At 58.1% G+C, this 15076-nt stretch carries 14 protein-coding genes; 11 read left to right on the top strand and 3 right to left on the bottom strand.

The features are described from left to right. Positions 1 to 34: 34 nt before the first annotated feature. Complete coding sequence (gene aroC / locus OK411_RS09815; RefSeq protein WP_024012223.1) at positions 35 to 1126, bottom strand: chorismate synthase; 1092 nt, start codon at positions 1124 to 1126, stop codon at positions 35 to 37. 130 nt (positions 1127 to 1256) lie between these two features. On the opposite strand from aroC, the gene OK411_RS09810 reads away from it, so the two are divergent. Then, complete coding sequence (locus OK411_RS09810) at positions 1257 to 2210, top strand: alpha/beta hydrolase (protein WP_122602888.1); 954 nt, start codon at positions 1257 to 1259, stop codon at positions 2208 to 2210. 99 nt (positions 2211 to 2309) lie between these two features. After that, positions 2310 to 3101 (top strand): hypothetical protein, encoded by a 792-nt coding sequence (locus OK411_RS09805; protein ID WP_125918579.1) that lies wholly within the window; start codon positions 2310 to 2312, stop codon positions 3099 to 3101. A 58-nt stretch (positions 3102 to 3159) separates the two neighbouring features. Here the strand turns inward: OK411_RS09805 and prmB are convergent, their stop codons facing one another. After that, complete coding sequence (gene prmB / locus OK411_RS09800) at positions 3160 to 4068, bottom strand: 50S ribosomal protein L3 N(5)-glutamine methyltransferase (RefSeq protein WP_016773773.1); 909 nt, start codon at positions 4066 to 4068, stop codon at positions 3160 to 3162. Between the two features lie 239 nt (positions 4069 to 4307). Between prmB and OK411_RS09795 the strand changes: the two genes are divergently transcribed. The 5 genes from OK411_RS09795 (at position 4308) to OK411_RS09775 (ending at position 7080) form a co-directional block, all read left to right on the top strand. Next, positions 4308 to 4898 (top strand): cysteine hydrolase family protein, encoded by a 591-nt coding sequence (locus OK411_RS09795; RefSeq protein ID WP_016773772.1) that lies wholly within the window; start codon positions 4308 to 4310, stop codon positions 4896 to 4898. A 131-nt stretch (positions 4899 to 5029) separates the two neighbouring features. Next, the gene (locus OK411_RS09790; RefSeq protein WP_016773771.1) at positions 5030 to 5350 is read left to right on the top strand and encodes a hypothetical protein; all 321 of its coding nucleotides are present in this window, start codon (positions 5030 to 5032) and stop codon (positions 5348 to 5350) included. Between the two features lie 74 nt (positions 5351 to 5424). After that, positions 5425 to 5982, top strand: coding sequence for a Smr/MutS family protein (locus OK411_RS09785; RefSeq protein ID WP_016773770.1), 558 nt, complete (start codon positions 5425 to 5427; stop codon positions 5980 to 5982). 77 nt (positions 5983 to 6059) lie between these two features. Next, on the top strand, positions 6060 to 6605 hold the full coding sequence (folE, locus tag OK411_RS09780) for a GTP cyclohydrolase I FolE (protein WP_016773769.1): 546 nt from the start codon (positions 6060 to 6062) through the stop codon (positions 6603 to 6605). 103 nt (positions 6606 to 6708) lie between these two features. After that, the gene (locus OK411_RS09775) at positions 6709 to 7080 is read left to right on the top strand and encodes a glutathione S-transferase N-terminal domain-containing protein (protein WP_264364798.1); all 372 of its coding nucleotides are present in this window, start codon (positions 6709 to 6711) and stop codon (positions 7078 to 7080) included. A gap of 137 nt (positions 7081 to 7217) precedes the next feature. On the opposite strand, the gene OK411_RS09770 is transcribed toward OK411_RS09775, so the two are convergent. Next, entirely contained in the window at positions 7218 to 8384 is a 1167-nt protein-coding gene (locus tag OK411_RS09770) for a PLP-dependent aminotransferase family protein (RefSeq protein ID WP_264364797.1), read from the bottom strand. 81 nt (positions 8385 to 8465) lie between these two features. Here OK411_RS09770 and OK411_RS09765 point away from each other — a divergent pair, with 81 nt between their 5' ends. From OK411_RS09765 to OK411_RS09750, 4 genes are all read left to right on the top strand, one after another. Continuing rightward, positions 8466 to 8912 carry a MarR family winged helix-turn-helix transcriptional regulator gene (locus OK411_RS09765; RefSeq protein ID WP_264364796.1) on the top strand — a complete coding sequence of 149 codons (447 nt, stop codon included), beginning with the start codon at positions 8466 to 8468 and terminating at the stop codon, positions 8910 to 8912. Positions 8913 to 9203: 291 nt separating this feature from the next. Next, the gene (locus tag OK411_RS09760) at positions 9204 to 10553 is read left to right on the top strand and encodes an NCS2 family permease (RefSeq protein WP_024012217.1); all 1350 of its coding nucleotides are present in this window, start codon (positions 9204 to 9206) and stop codon (positions 10551 to 10553) included. An 85-nt stretch (positions 10554 to 10638) separates the two neighbouring features. Then, entirely contained in the window at positions 10639 to 11268 is a 630-nt protein-coding gene (locus tag OK411_RS09755; protein WP_016773765.1) for a LysE family translocator, read from the top strand. 192 nt (positions 11269 to 11460) lie between these two features. After that, entirely contained in the window at positions 11461 to 14985 is a 3525-nt protein-coding gene (locus OK411_RS09750; RefSeq protein ID WP_264364795.1) for a calcium-binding protein, read from the top strand. Positions 14986 to 15076: the final 91 nt, after the last annotated feature.

Below are 15076 nucleotides of genomic sequence, written 5' to 3'. Positions count from 1 at the left end.
GCCGGTTATGCCGCGACGGCTTTGAGCGCAGCCATCAGAGCTGGCCCAGCACCGGCGTGCTCACGCGCACATCGGCGTTCTGCCCACGGTGGCGCAGCAGGTGATCCATCAGCACAATGGCCATCATCGCTTCGGCGATCGGCGTTGCACGGATACCGACGCAAGGGTCGTGACGGCCCTTGGTGATCACATCGACCGGGTTGCCATTCACGTCGATCGAGCGGCCCGGGGTGGTGATGCTCGAGGTCGGTTTCAACGCCAGATGCGCAACGATTGGCTGGCCGGACGAGATGCCACCGAGGATGCCGCCGGCGTTGTTGCTGAGGAAACCCTCCGGCGTCAGTTCATCGCGGTGTTCGGTTCCGCGCTGGGCGACGCAGGCGAAACCGGCGCCGATCTCGACACCTTTGACCGCGTTGATGCTCATCAGCGCGTGGGCCAGTTCGGCGTCGAGGCGATCGAAGATCGGCTCGCCAAGGCCCGGCATGACCCCTTCGGCGACCACGGTGATCTTCGCTCCGACCGAGTCCTGATCGCGGCGCAACTGGTCCATGTAGGCTTCCAGCTCCGGGACCTTGTCCGGGTCAGGGCTGAAAAAGGCGTTTTCTTCGACCGAATCCCAGGTCTTGAACGGAATTTCGATCGGGCCGAGCTGGCTCATGTAACCGCGAATGACGATGCCCTGACTGGCCAGATACTTCTTGGCGATCGCACCGGCCGCTACGCGCATGGCGGTTTCCCGCGCGGAACTGCGGCCACCGCCGCGATAATCGCGCTCGCCGTATTTGTGGTGATAGGTGTAATCGGCGTGTGCCGGGCGGAACAGGTCCTTGATCGCCGAGTAGTCCTTGGACTTCTGGTCGGTATTGCGAATCAGCAGGCCGATCGAGCAACCGGTGGTGCGGCCCTCGAACACGCCGGAGAGGATTTCGACTTCATCGGCTTCCTGGCGCTGGGTGGTGTGGCGGCTGGTGCCAGGCTTGCGGCGATCGAGGTCGCGCTGCAGATCTTCCAGGGAAATCTCCAGGCCCGGCGGGCAGCCGTCGACAATGGCGACCAACGCCGGACCATGGCTTTCGCCAGCGGTGGTGACAGTGAACAACTTGCCGTAGGTATTGCCGGACATGCAGGACGCTCCGTGAAATCAAACCCGAATTCTTGATGCGCGCCAGTATACGCAGGCTAACCGAGTAGTTCATCCTCGAACCTTAGTGGTGCTGGCGAGTCCAACCGGCACCTTGACCAATGATGGCGTGATGATGCTGCGAGTTCTGATCTTGAGTCTTACCCTCTTTACCGGCTTTGCCCAAGCGACAGTCCTACAGCGCCCGGTCACTCTGGACACCGGCAGCGGCGAACTTTTCGGTTCGCTGTTGCTGCCCAAGTCCGACAGCCCGGTGCCGATTGTTCTGATGATTTCTGGCTCGGGTCCTACAGATCGCGACGGAAACAACCCCGACGGCGGGCGCAATGACAGCCTCAAGCGCTTGGCCTGGGTGCTGGCCAAACACAACATCGCCAGCGTGCGCTACGACAAGCGCGGCGTCGCGGCGAGTCTGGCGGCCGCTCCCGATGAACGTGAGCTGTCAGTCGAGGGCTATGCGGCGGATGCCGTGGCGTGGGGGCAGAAGCTCAAGGCCGATCCGCGTTTCGGCAAACTGATTCTGCTCGGCCACAGCGAAGGCGCGCTGATTGCCAGTCTCGCCGCGCCGAAGCTGGACGCAGCGGCGGTGATCTCGCTGTCCGGCAGCGCGCGGCCGGTCGATGAAGTGATCCGCGAGCAACTGGCGCGCAGCCTGCCGCCGCCACTGATGCTGCGCAGCAACGAACTGCTCGACAGCCTCAAGGCCGGCCACACCGATGACAACGTGCCGCAACCGTTGCAGGTGATCTTCCGCCCGAGCGTGCAGCCGTACCTGATTTCGCTGTTCCGTCAGGACCCGGCGCAAGCCTTTGCCCAGCTGAAAATGCCGGCACTGATCGTCCAGGGCAGCAACGACATTCAGGTCGGCACCGAAGACGCGAAGCTGCTCAAGGCGGCGAAACCGGACGCGCAACTGACGGTGATCGAAGGCATGAACCATGTGCTGCGCATCGTCCACAACGACATGAAGCGGCAATTGGCCTCCTACAAGGACCCGAATTTGCCCCTGGCCGCCGAACTGGGCGCTGCCGTCATCGAATTTATTGACGGAATTCGTGCAAGTTAACTGCGTTTTACCCTCCAGCCTCACAGAAAACGGCCGATAAGCCTTTGCCGCCAGCGCAACGTCTGGCGGCAAGCAGGGCTTGGACAGGATCTCGCCGTTATGACTGAAACCCAGACTTCACCCGACACCAGCGCTGAAAAAGACGCACCGCCAGCGGTCGAACTGCCGTGGGCGGACGTTCAGGCCGAGCACCACAAGATGCTTCGCCTGGCGCCGCTGCAGACCGACCGCAACACCGGCGGCCGGCCGTTGCGCTTTGTCGAATTCGGTTACGCCGAGCGCAACAGCAAAGAGCGCAGCCTGATGCGCATGGCGATCAAGCTGCCCAACCAGCGTGTGCGCAAAGAGCAGAATCATCTTGATGTGTGGGTCGACCACGCGAGCAAACGAGTGAGTTTCGGTCCCGACAGTGGCTTGCAGATCGAACCGCTGAATCGCGGCATTGGTCGGTTCATGGCCGCGCAAGGCATCAACTGGGCGAAAAAACGCTGGCCCGGCTACACCGTCGACGGCATGGACCTGAACAACAAGGACGCGCTCAACGAAGACACTCGCTTGCGTCGCGACCATTTCCTGCGCGTGCACGGTTTCGATGTGGCTTACGCCGATGCCCAGCATTTGAAAGGCAGCATCAAGGCGGTGCAGGTCGGTGACCTGCTCGGTGACTGGAACAGCGAAAAGCTGCAGATCGTCGAAATTCTTGAAGCCGCGCAGATGCTGCAGCAGGCCGAACAGAATCTCGCCGAGCAGGAAGTGAAGCTGAAGAAGCAGGAAGAAAAAGTCAGCAAGTTCAAGCGCGAAGATGCCGGGTTGCGTTTCACCATTACGTGTCTGGTGGCGTTTGCGGTGTTTCAGGCGGGGTTGTTGATCTGGATTGCTACACACCGCTGAGGGCTTGAGCGCGTACTGATCGTTCCCATGCTCTGCGTGGGAACGATCTGTCACAACCTTAGACGCGGGACGCGAACAGGGCCTGATGCGCGCGGCACTGCTCGGCGGTCAGCATGAACACGCCATGCCCGCCGCGCTGGAACTCCAGCCAGGCGAAATCGACTTCCGGGTACAACGCCTCGACGTGCACCTGGCTGTTGCCCACCTCGACAATCAACAAACCTTTCTCGGTCAGGTGATCCGCCGCTTCGGCGAGCATGCGCCGGACCAGATTCAGACCATCATCACCGCAGGCCAGGCCCAGTTCCGGCTCGTGCTGATATTCGTCCGGCATGTCGGCGAAATCTTCGGCGTCGACGTAGGGCGGGTTCGACACGATCAGGTCGAAACGCTGACCCGGCAAGCCATCGAAACCATCACCCTGCACGGTGTAGACGCGCTCATCGACGCCATGGCGCTCGATGTTCTGGTTGGCCACTTCCAGCGCTTCGAACGACAGGTCCGCGAGCACCACTTCGGCATTCTGGAATTCGTAAGCGCAGGCAATGCCGATGCAGCCGGAACCCGTGCACAGGTCGAGAATCCGCGCCGGTTCGTTGCCGATCCACGGCGCAAAGCGGTTTTCGATCAGTTCACCAATCGGCGAACGCGGGATCAGCACGCGCGGGTCGACGATGAACGACATGCCGCAGAACCACGCCTCGCCGAGCAGATAGGCGGTGGGAACGCGATCTTCGATGCGGCGCTTGAGCAAGCGCTGCAGATTGACCAGTTCGTCATCTTCCAGCGCGCAATCAAGATAGCTGTCGGCGATTTCCCAAGGCAGGTGCAAAGCGCCCAGCACCAACTGGCGCGCCTCGTCCCAGGCGTTGTCGGTGCCATGACCGAAAAACAGATCCTCCCCATGGAAGCGGCTGACGGCCCAACGGATGTGGTCGCGCAGGGTACGAAGTCGGGAAGTGATCACGGCGTAGAACTCCAGAAAAAACGACTGGCGATTCTAGCAGCCAAAACGCGCGACGACGACGCAGGAAAAACCACGCGGTTCCGGTAGGAGTTTTCTTTTTTTTGCATCAGGCATTGAACGGAACGTGTAACTTGACAAGGCTGCAGGCCAAGAACGACGGCGCCTACGATGGTAGCGATTCACAGAACCGCTCAGCCAGAGGACAATGTCGCAAAAGCCCCACCCCGAGGAGCCCCAGAATGTCCGTTCCAAAAACGATGTTTCAACTCAGCGGTCGCGGTTACGCAGCGGCCACCCTGAGCCATGCCACCGTGGTCATCATCGATGCCCAGAAGGAATACCTCAGTGGCCCGCTGGCCCTGAGCGGCATGGACGCGGCCGTCGCGAACATCAAACAAGTGGTTGCCGCAGCCCGTGCCGCCGGTCGGCCGATCGTGCACGTGCGTCATCTCGGCACCGTTGGTGGCCTGTTCGACCCGCAGGGCGAACGTGGCGAATTCATCCCCGGTCTCGAACCGCAAGGCGATGAAACCATTATCGGCAAACTGCTGCCGAGCGCATTCCATGGCACCGAACTGCTCGAGCGCCTGCAGAACCTCGGCTCGCTGGACCTGATCGTTTGCGGTTTCATGAGTCACTCCAGCGTCAGCACCACCGTGCGCGCGGCAAAGAATCTCGGTTTCCGCTGCACCCTGGTCGAAGACGCCTGCGCGACCCGCGATCTGCCGTTCAAGGGCGGCGTGCTCAGCGCCGAACGCGTGCAGGAAGCGGAAATGGCGATCATGGCTGACAACTTCGCCACGCTGGCCAAGACTCAGGACCTGATCTGATCCTGCCCTTGTGAGCGGTGCATTGGCGCCGCTCATCCGCTATATCCGCTGATTTGCCGCAAATGCCATAGCCTCAGGAACAACCCGGTCAACTCCCGGTCGAAGGGCCGATACCATTGAGGAAGGTCGGAATGAAGTTATCCGATGGATTTGACGCACGCCGTTTGCGGCCCAAAGGCCAAAGCAACTGGCGTTTTCGATTTGGCGCGGCGATCTCGGCCATTCTGGCGACGTTCGGCGTGCTGCTGGCGATGGCCGGCGCCGCCAGCCTGCTCGGCCGCCCGCCGGCGCTGGGTGACCTGAACGCATCACCGCTGGGCTCGGCAATCATGCTTGCCGTCGGCTTGCTGTTTCTGTACTTCGGCGTTGCTCTGTGGCGCCGCTGCCGCCGTCGCGCACGGCAATCGCGGGAACTGAACATGTCCCCGCATCTGATGAAAAAACACGACTGACCCAACGGCCTGGCTTTTTGCCGGGCCGTTTTCTGTCGACTTGGGTAAACTGGCCGCCCTTCGCGGAGGCTGACATGCAAGACGACGATTTTTCTCTGTTCAAAAGTGCGATCCAGGGCGTCAAACCGATCAAGCACGACCGCGCCGACACCGGCAAACCCAAGGCTGACCGCGCGCAGATCGCCAAGCTGCGTCAGTCCGCCACCGTGCGCAGCGACACCACCATCATTGACGGCTTGTCCGACCAGTTCGTGATCGACGTCGGCCCGGAAGACGAGCTGATGTGGTCCCGCGACGGCGTGCAGGAAAGCCAGATGCGCAAGCTCAAGGTCGGGCAGATCCCGTTCGAAGGCAGTCTCGACCTGCACGGCATGAGCGTGGAAAAGGCCCGGGAAACACTCTGGGCCTTTCTCGCCGAAGCAACCAAATTCGAAATCCGCTGCGTACGCGTGACTCATGGCAAGGCTGTGCGCCTGGATGGCAAGCGGCCGATGATCAAAAGCCACGTCAACACCTGGCTGCGCCAGCATGCGCAAGTGCTCGGTTTCTGCTCCTGCCAGGCCCGCCACGGCGGCGCCGGCGCGGTTTATGTGATGCTGAAACGGACGATGATGGAAGGCCGCGACGAATAAAGCCGTCACACCGAACTTGCAGGGTTGTGTCCGCCACCGTACCCTTGCCCTTTGCGAAAATCCCCACAGGTAGTTTCATGTCCCTGGAACAGAATTACACCGCGATTCTCGGCCAATTGGGCGAGGACGTGTCCCGCGAGGGCCTGCTCGACACGCCAAAGCGTGCCGCCAAAGCCATGCAGTACCTCTGCCGTGGTTATGCACAGACGCTCGAAGAGGTCACCAATGGTGCCCTGTTCAGCTCCGACAACAGCGAAATGGTGCTGGTCAAGGACATCGAGCTGTATTCGTTGTGCGAACACCACCTGCTGCCGTTCATCGGCAAGGCGCATGTCGCCTATATCCCGAGCGGCAAAGTGCTGGGCCTGTCGAAGGTTGCGCGGATCGTCGATATGTACGCGCGCCGCCTGCAGATTCAGGAAAACCTCAGCCGCCAGATCGCCGATGCCGTGATGCAAGTGACCGGCGCGCTGGGCGTGGCCGTGGTGATCGAAGCCAAGCACATGTGCATGATGATGCGCGGCGTCGAAAAGCAGAATTCGTCGATGATCACTTCGGTGATGCTCGGTGAATTCCGTGAAAACGCGGCAACCCGTAGCGAATTCCTCAGCCTCATCAAGTAATTCGCAACAGAAAAGAACCGGCGTTGATCGCCGGTTTTTTTTCGCCTGTGAAAAATCGGGTAAGCTGCGCGCCTTTCTTCATTTGCACCGTGAGGCTTTCAACGTGTTCGTCAAAGCGCTTCGTGTCGGCCTCGGCCAACTGGTTATCTTCATCGATTTCATCACCCGCCCGGGCAAGAAAAAACGCCCCGCTGCTGCTCAGGCGCAAGTCGACGCTGCCGCGAAAGATCTGACGCTGTATCAGTTTCACGCCTGCCCCTTCTGCGTGAAAACCCGCCGCGCCCTGCATCGTCTGAATGTGCCGGTGGCACTGAAAGACGCGAAGAACAACGAGCAGGATCGCCAGACTCTGCTGGAACAGGGTGGCCGAATCAAAGTGCCTTGCCTGCGTATCGACGAGAATGGGCAAACCATCTGGATGTATGAATCCAAGGTGATTATCGATTATCTGGATAAGCGGTTTGCGGCGGTCTGATGTTAATGGGTTGGAGCGTTAGCCGCCTTCGCGAGCAGGCTCGCTCCCACCCTTGAAACGCATCCCGCCCTGTGGGAGCGAGCCTGCTCGCGATGAGGCCCACACTGACAACGCCGGCCCTTGAGCCGGCGTTTTTGCTAGGCCGCCCTTTCCATCTGCGCCCGCCGCACCACCGCCGCCAACCGCTTCAACCCCTCATCCAGCCGCGCCGGATCAATGTGGCTGAAGTTCAAGCGCAAATGCCCATGATGCTTGTCCGGCTCAGGAAAGAACGGCTCACCGGGCATGAATGCCACATCATTGGCCAACGCCTCATTGAGCAATGCCCGGGTGTCCAGCGGTTGCTTCAACGTCAGCCAGAAAAACAGCCCGCCCTGGGGCATGTTCCACTCAGCCAGATCGGTAAAATGCAGTTCCAGCGCCAACTGAAACGCGTCGCGCCGCTGCCGATAGAAATCCCGCAACTCGCTCAAATGCTGTTGATACTTCTGCGAGCCGATCCATTGCAGCGCCTGCCACTGGCCGATGCGATTGGTGTGCAGGTCCGCCGATTGCTTGAGTCTGAGCAGGTGCGGGAACAGATCCGGACTGGCGATCAAGTAACCGACACGCAAACCCGGGAGCAAGGTTTTCGACACGGTGCCGGTGTAGATCCAGCTGGCTTTTCTCAGACGCGCGGCAATCGGCTTCGCGCTGCCACCATCGAAAGTCAGTTCGCGGTATGGCTCATCTTCAATCAGCGTGACGCCAAATTCATCGAGCAATGCCGCGACTGCGGCGCGCTTGGCCTCGCTGTAGCGCACGGCGGAAGGATTCTGGAAAGTCGGGATCAGGTAGATAAACGCCGGGCGATGCTGCTCTAAACGATTACGCAATTGCGCCAAATTTGGGCCGTCGGCTTCCTGCGCCACAGTCAGGCAATCTGCGCCGAACAGCTGGAAGATTTGCAGCGCGGCCAGATAAGTCGGCGCCTCCAACAGAATTTCCGTGCCCTTGTCGATGTACAGCTTGGCCGCCAGATCCAGGGTTTGCTGCGAGCCGCTGACCACCAGCACCTGACTCGCCTCGCATTCAAGGCCCAGCGCCCTCGCCTCTGCCGCCAGCGCCTCGCGCAAGGCCGGCTCGCCTTCGCTCATGCCGTACTGCCCCAGCGACAGCGGCATCTCGTCCCACTCCACCTTCGGCAACATCGTCTCAGCGGGCAAACCGCCGGCAAACGACATCACCTCTGGACGCTGGGCGGCGGCGAGGATTTCTCGGATCAAAGAACTTTTCAGGCGCGAGACACGTTCGGAAAAAGCCATGGTGGTCACCGTAGCGAGGCAGGTAAAAAATGAGTCAAACTGGTTGACTGAAACTACGACAGCTTGAGCGAGTACGTCAACATGCTTGACCTTAAAAACCCCGCAAGTCAGCAACAGGCCATGGAAGCGTTCTTCTTCGGCTATCAGTCGTTCACGGCCAAGGCGGATGAAATGCTCGAGCGCCGCGGACTCTCGCGGGTACATCAACGCATCGTGTTTTTCATCGCGCGCTATCCGAACCTGAGTGTGAAAGAGTTGCTGGCCCTGCTGGGCGTGAGCAAACAGGCGTTGAACATGCCCCTGCGTCAGTTGCAGGAAATGCATCTGGTCGACAGCGTCGCTTCACAGACGGACAAGCGTAAGCGCCTGCTTGAGCTGACGGCGGAAGGCGCGAAGTTCGAGCAGGCGTTGCGCCGTGAGCAGGTGAAATTGCTTGAGCGGGTGTTTGCCGAGGCTGGGGAAGCGGCGGTGAATGGGTGGTTGGCGGTGAATCTGGCGCTTGGGGGCAGTCAGACGCCTCTCGATTGACAGGACCGCCCTCTTCGCGAGCAGGCTCGCTCCCACATGGGAACGCTTTACAAAGGTGGGAGCGAGCCTGCTCGCGAAGCCATCCTGGATGGCCATATATCCCTATCAGCAAAAAAATCGGCGACAAAAACCAAAACAATATTTGCTTTATTTGTACACAAAAGCATAATCCACTGCGTGCGAGTTCCTGACTACACGGTCAACAAATTCGCGTATGCCTCAAAGGGCCGCTGCCACCCCTCATGGGTCCGGCCCTGGAAATAACAATAAAACTCTTGAGGAGTACTCGCTGTGGAAAGCCGCAAATCCGAAGCACCGCCGCTCGAGCTCACGCCGCCATTACGCAATGGCCTGCTGGAGCGTCTGTTCAAACTCAGCTTGCATGGCACCACGGTGAAGACCGAGCTGATTGCCGGTCTGACAACCTTCATCACCATGGCTTACATCATTTTCGTCAACCCGAACATCATGGCCGATGCCGGCATCGATCACGGTGCAGCCTTCGTCGCCACCTGCATCGCCGCCGCGCTCGGCTGCCTGTTGATGGGGCTCTACGCCAACTGGCCGGTCGGCCTGGCGCCGGGCATGGGCCTCAATGCTTTCTTCACTTACACCGTGGTCGGCACCATGGGCTACAACTGGGAAACCGCCCTCGGCGCTGTGTTCGTCTCCGGCGTGCTGTTCATGTTCCTGACCTTTTCGCGGATTCGCGAGTGGCTGCTCAACAGCATTCCGGTCAGCCTGCGGTTTGCCATGGGCGCCGGTGTCGGTCTGTTTCTGGGCCTGATCGGGCTGAAGACTGCCGGCATCGTCGTCGACAGCCCGGCAACGCTGATCAAACTTGGCTCGCTGCGCGAACCCGGTCCATTGCTCGCCGCGATCTGCTTCCTGATGATCGCGATCCTCAGTTACCACCGCGTGTTCGGTGCGATTCTGATCAGCATCATCACCGTTACCCTCGCCGGTTGGGGCCTGGGTTTGGTCCATTACGAGGGCATCATGTCCGCGCCGCCGAGCCTGGCGCCGACCTGGATGGCAATGAACGTCGCCGGCGTGTTCAACGTCAGCATGATCAGCGTAGTGCTGGCGTTCCTCTTCGTGCACATGTTCGACACCGCCGGCACGCTGATGGGCGTGGCCCAGCGCGCCAACCTTGTCGCCGCTGACGGTCGCATCGAGAACCTTTCACGAGCCATGAAGGCCGACAGCGCCTCCAGCGTATTCGGCGCCGTGGTTGGCGTGCCCCCAGTGACAAGTTACGTGGAAAGTGCCGCCGGCGTAGCCGCTGGTGGTCGGACTGGTCTTACCGCCGTCACCGTGGGTGTGCTATTTATAGCGGCCATGTTTTTCGCACCGCTGGCTGGCATGATTCCCGCTTATGCCACGGCAGGTGCCCTGATTTACGTGGCGATGCTGATGATGGGCGGCATGGCCCACATCGAATGGGACGAGGCGACTGACGCCATTCCGGCGATTGTCACGGCGATCATGATGCCGCTGACCTTCTCCGTCGCCGACGGCATCGCGCTGGGCTTTATTACCTACGTCGCGTTGAAGGCCGGCACCGGCAAGTACAAGGAAATTTCCGTCAGCCTGTGGGTGCTCTGCGCGATCTTCATCGCCAAGTTCATCTTCCTGTAAGCGCTGCGCGGTTCAGGCTTCAAACCAGCCTCACCCTCACCGGTGGGGCTTTTGCACATCTCGATAACAACAAAGGAGCAAAACGATGAGTCTGGAAACCTGGCTGCTGTTCAGTGGCGCTGCACTGGTGGTGATCCTGATCCCGGGGCCACTGTCATTGCTGATGATCAGCAACAGTCTGAATTACGGTTTACGCAGGTCGTACCCCGCGTTCCTGGGTGGCGTGATCGCCTCGATCTGCCTGCTCAGCGCTTCGGCACTGGGGCTTGGCGCTCTGTTGCTGGCCTCGGAACAGTTGTTCAGCGCGCTGAAAATCATCGGTGCGCTGTACCTTTTTTATCTCGCCTGGCAGAGCTGGCAGCAGTCGCGTCAGCCATCGACGGGGGCCGAAGTACCCGAAGCCGCACCGGTGCCGCGTTTTCGCACATTGTTCGGACGCGCTTTTGTCCTGGGTGCGAGCAACCCTAAGGACATCCTGTTTTTCGCCGCGTTTCTGCCACAGTTCCTCCGCGCAGACCAACCGTTTCTGCCGCAATTACTGATCATGATTGCGACCTGGGTAGTGCTCGATCTGTGCTGCAAACTGGCTTACGGTCTGGGTGCCAATGGTGCCGCACGTTATTTGCGCAGCGGCAAAGGCCAGAGTTGGTTCAATCGGGTGAGTGCCGGACTGTTTGGTGGTGCTGGCGCGGCGTCGTTGCTTGGCAGCCACTGACTGAAAAGCGCCACTATTGATTATCCTGCCGGAATGGATCTCGGGCAGGATCATGTTGTTCATGAATCAATTAAGTGCAACATCCAATCCCTGATATGCAATAGATAGCAACAACCCATCGATATACAGGTCTCGAAAGGCCAACGTAATATCCTTGGCCTTAACAACAATTGCCGGAACAAGGAAGTTCTAATGGCCACACTTATACGCGAAGCAACAGCACAAACCGACCCTGCAATACTTGCGGACACGCAACCTGTTTCCGATACCGTCATAATTATGGATTTGGGCTATGAATCCAACGAATACAAGCCTTCAACCATCGACCATGGCCAAACCAATGGAAAATCGAGTCAATTGCAAATGGTGGACGAAGTGTTCGGCCCTTTGGAAATTGGCGATATTTCGATTACCCGTACCGCACTCGACGGACTAGGCGCAACGATTGACGGTCAGCCATTGAATGGCCAGAACAGCTTCTTTCGCCGCCCCAAACTTTCTTTTATCAATAGCCTGCAGTTCGACGCCAATAAAGTTGAACACTTTCTGAAAACTTCAACGGGCAGCGATAGCTACTTGTTACCCACGCTCCTGTTTGAAATGGCCAGCCAGCGCCCGCTTGGCGCCCCTCAGCTCTTGAGGGAAAACAATGCCAATGAAAAGGTAGCCGGCAATTACCGCGACAAACTGGTAAAACTTCTGAGCGCAGCACAGTCGCTCGATCTACAACATGTGCACGTCCCCAGACATCATCCCCGCTGGGCGGCATTGACCAAAAGCTACGCGACGCTGGGCTCCAGCCTGGGCATCCAGGGTTTCGGCATTTTCATGGGGATTCGTGGCGTAATCGATGCGATCAAAGCTGATAACCGTGCTGAAGTAGCGATAAACAGCGCGGGCATTGCATCGGAGCTGGCCTCCATCGCGGCCGATGTCACGGTCAGTAAAATAGCCACGCAGATGCTCACAGCCGGACAGAATGCTTACCGGGACTTCGCCAGAACACGTTTCGCACTCAGACTGGGTCGATCAGGCGGACTGGTCGGCGGCATGCTGACGCTGCCCTTCGACATCTTTACCGCCGTGAGATCCATGAACGCCGCTGAGAATGCCACCGGCAAAGAGGCTATGGATCATTACGTCAGCGCTGGCCTGAGCATTACCAGTGCAGCCATGACCGTCATTCTCGGCACTGCCGCGATGGCCGGTTTCTCGTTTGCCGGCCCCGTCGGGCTTGCAGCCGGCGCGATTCTCGCCATTGGCTCGCAGGTCTACGGTGCGGTACGTATCGTTGACGACATAGATGACTACATCGAATTAACCGTTGACGAGCGGTGGCGTAGCGGATGGTTTTCGTTCTGCATGATGGACGTCGACGAAAGCGTTCAAAACCGCTATATCAAGGCCAAAACACTACTTCAACACTCATTGCAGTTAAAAAAGACCGCGAGAACGCTACTCGATGGCCCCTTGAAAGAGAGCACCGAAGCCATCGTCAATGGCAAGTTTGATGTACGCCTGAAACCGACGCGGGTCTGGAAACGAAACTGGTGGACCAAACAGGATGCGTGGGAGTCGGTCAATGTCCCTGAAGTGGTAGGCACCGATGACATCATTGATGCAAGCGCAGGGGTTACAAAAGATACACCCGGCGCGGAACTGGGAGTTGCGGCAGAGGGCAAAAACATTCTGTGGTTTCTCAGCGAGGGTAACGACTCGATCAAAGGTGTAGAAAAAAAACCCAACACGTTCTATTACAAGTCAGGAAAAAAACAACTGTCGGGCGGTGAAGGCAATGACCAGTTCCTGTTTGAGAACGCAGCCGCTTTCCTCGAAAAGGACAGTCATGTCGCAGAATATTCAACGCTCAGCGGCGGCGCAGGAAATGACACACTGGTACTTGGCGGCAATTACTCCTCTCGTGATACGAACAGAACTGGCTATGACATAGATTTGCTGGCCGGAACATTGCAGATCATCACCAGCGATGTCGATACCGAGAATAACAAGATATCCATCCTGCACAGTTTGCTGGACAGTATCGAAAATATTGAAACAGTCCATCGCGCAGCAAGCGTAGTAACCGGCACTGCGCAAAACAACGTCATCAAATCACGGGGCAGCGACATCATTGAAGCTGGCGCCGGAGACGATCAGATATTCCTCTCCCACGAAAAAGCAAAAGCGTCGGGAGGCGCCGGTGCGGATCAATATTACATTGCGCATGTGGCTGGTCGTTTTTCCATTATCGATGATGGTGAACAGACCAGTTATACCGTCATGAATTGGCGCAAGGACCTGATTGAGTCCTGGGCTATCGAGGGCAATGACCTGGTCATCCGCTCAGGCTTCGAAATTCAAGACAATCCCAAAAACGTATTGACCATTCATGACGTTTACAAGAAATACGAAGGCACGAGAAAGCTGAGCAACAAAAATCTGATTTTCATAACCAGTGATGATTGGCATTTCAGGCTTGACCTGCCTGAAACAATCCCGGATGCCCACACCGCTGATATACCGGAAATTTTCGTCAAACGTGGCAAACCGGTAACACCGATCATTATTTATGCGCCGGAATGCTGGATCCGACACCGCAAGGAAGCGAGCTATTACGTACCGAGAACCGGCAAGGCCAACACTTTCTACGCGGTTTTACGCCCGGATGTCATAACCCGGATATATCTGGACTTCACCAGTGATGAGCTGACAAAAGCCGAGGCGCATTTTTTCTCCGAGAAACCCAAGTCATACCGACTGACTGTCGGTTGCCATCTCGTCTATCACTTCGGCGCGAAGACCATCAAGCTGAATTATTACTCGGCGGCGCGTAGCGAAGACGATCACGACAATATCACGAAGATTTTGCGAACCATGGCCGTTCGACCGTTCGGCCGTTATGTGTTGATTTTCAAGGACGGTGTCGTTGCAAACGCTGGTCTTACAGCGGAAACCGACATCCCGCCAGCCTTTACTGACTTCTCGGTCTCGAGGCATTGGGTAACCCAGATGAAAGTGCCACTCACGGGTCGTTCTCGACAGTGCTTTTATGCGCTGCCTGAGAAAGCGGGTTACTCGCTTGGCACTACAAGGAGTTGCGCAATGCCGATACCACTGGCCGTGCAAACCAGCATGGACGCCTATGAAGGAGTGGGTGCGAGTTATCTCATTCACGTACTGCCTGACATGACTATCAGACTCTCGACTCCTGGCGCGCTCGCCAATGCCAAAGAGCGGCTTCCCTACTCATCCACTTGGGAACTTGATGCAACGCAGCTCGGCGAGGTCGATATAAAACTCGAAGAAAACCGGCTTTCCATCGGCACTACCACTTTTTATCTGCCTGTCTATGAAAGCGAGGACTTGATAGACCAGATCCGCGTTATTACCACCGGTGGAGTTGTACATACGGTCGATCTGGTCTTTGACCGTGTCTATCTGGATGGTCTCGATGCACGTTTTTTCGAAGAGCCCGACGCCTCAAAAGCACTCCCGCAAGCTCTTGCCGCATTGGCCAATGACGAAGTCAAAGCCTGGAACATCATCTGCCTTAACGACCAGACCGCGCGCGTGGGCTACAACTTTGCCGCGCATGGCTGGGTATTGCGTGCCGACAAATCCCGCATCGAAAAGTCTGCTTTAAGGGTCGTGAATCGCTGCAACCACCAAACCAACATTTTCGGCCCCGTTTCTGTGATGAAAGTGCCTCCCGCGTAATTCGCCGGTCGTTCGTCAATAAACCCATTTTTTTTTCGAGCGTTGCTGTCTACGCGGCACTTGCACGCGTCTGCGCGCTCTTTTACCGAGC

It is taken from the genome of Pseudomonas sp. RG1 (assembly GCF_025910115.1).
Classification (GTDB): Bacteria; Pseudomonadota; Gammaproteobacteria; order Pseudomonadales; family Pseudomonadaceae; genus Aquipseudomonas; species Aquipseudomonas atacamensis.
The sequence above is the reverse complement of the archived record's forward strand: the minus strand, read 5'-3'. Positions and strand labels throughout refer to the sequence as shown.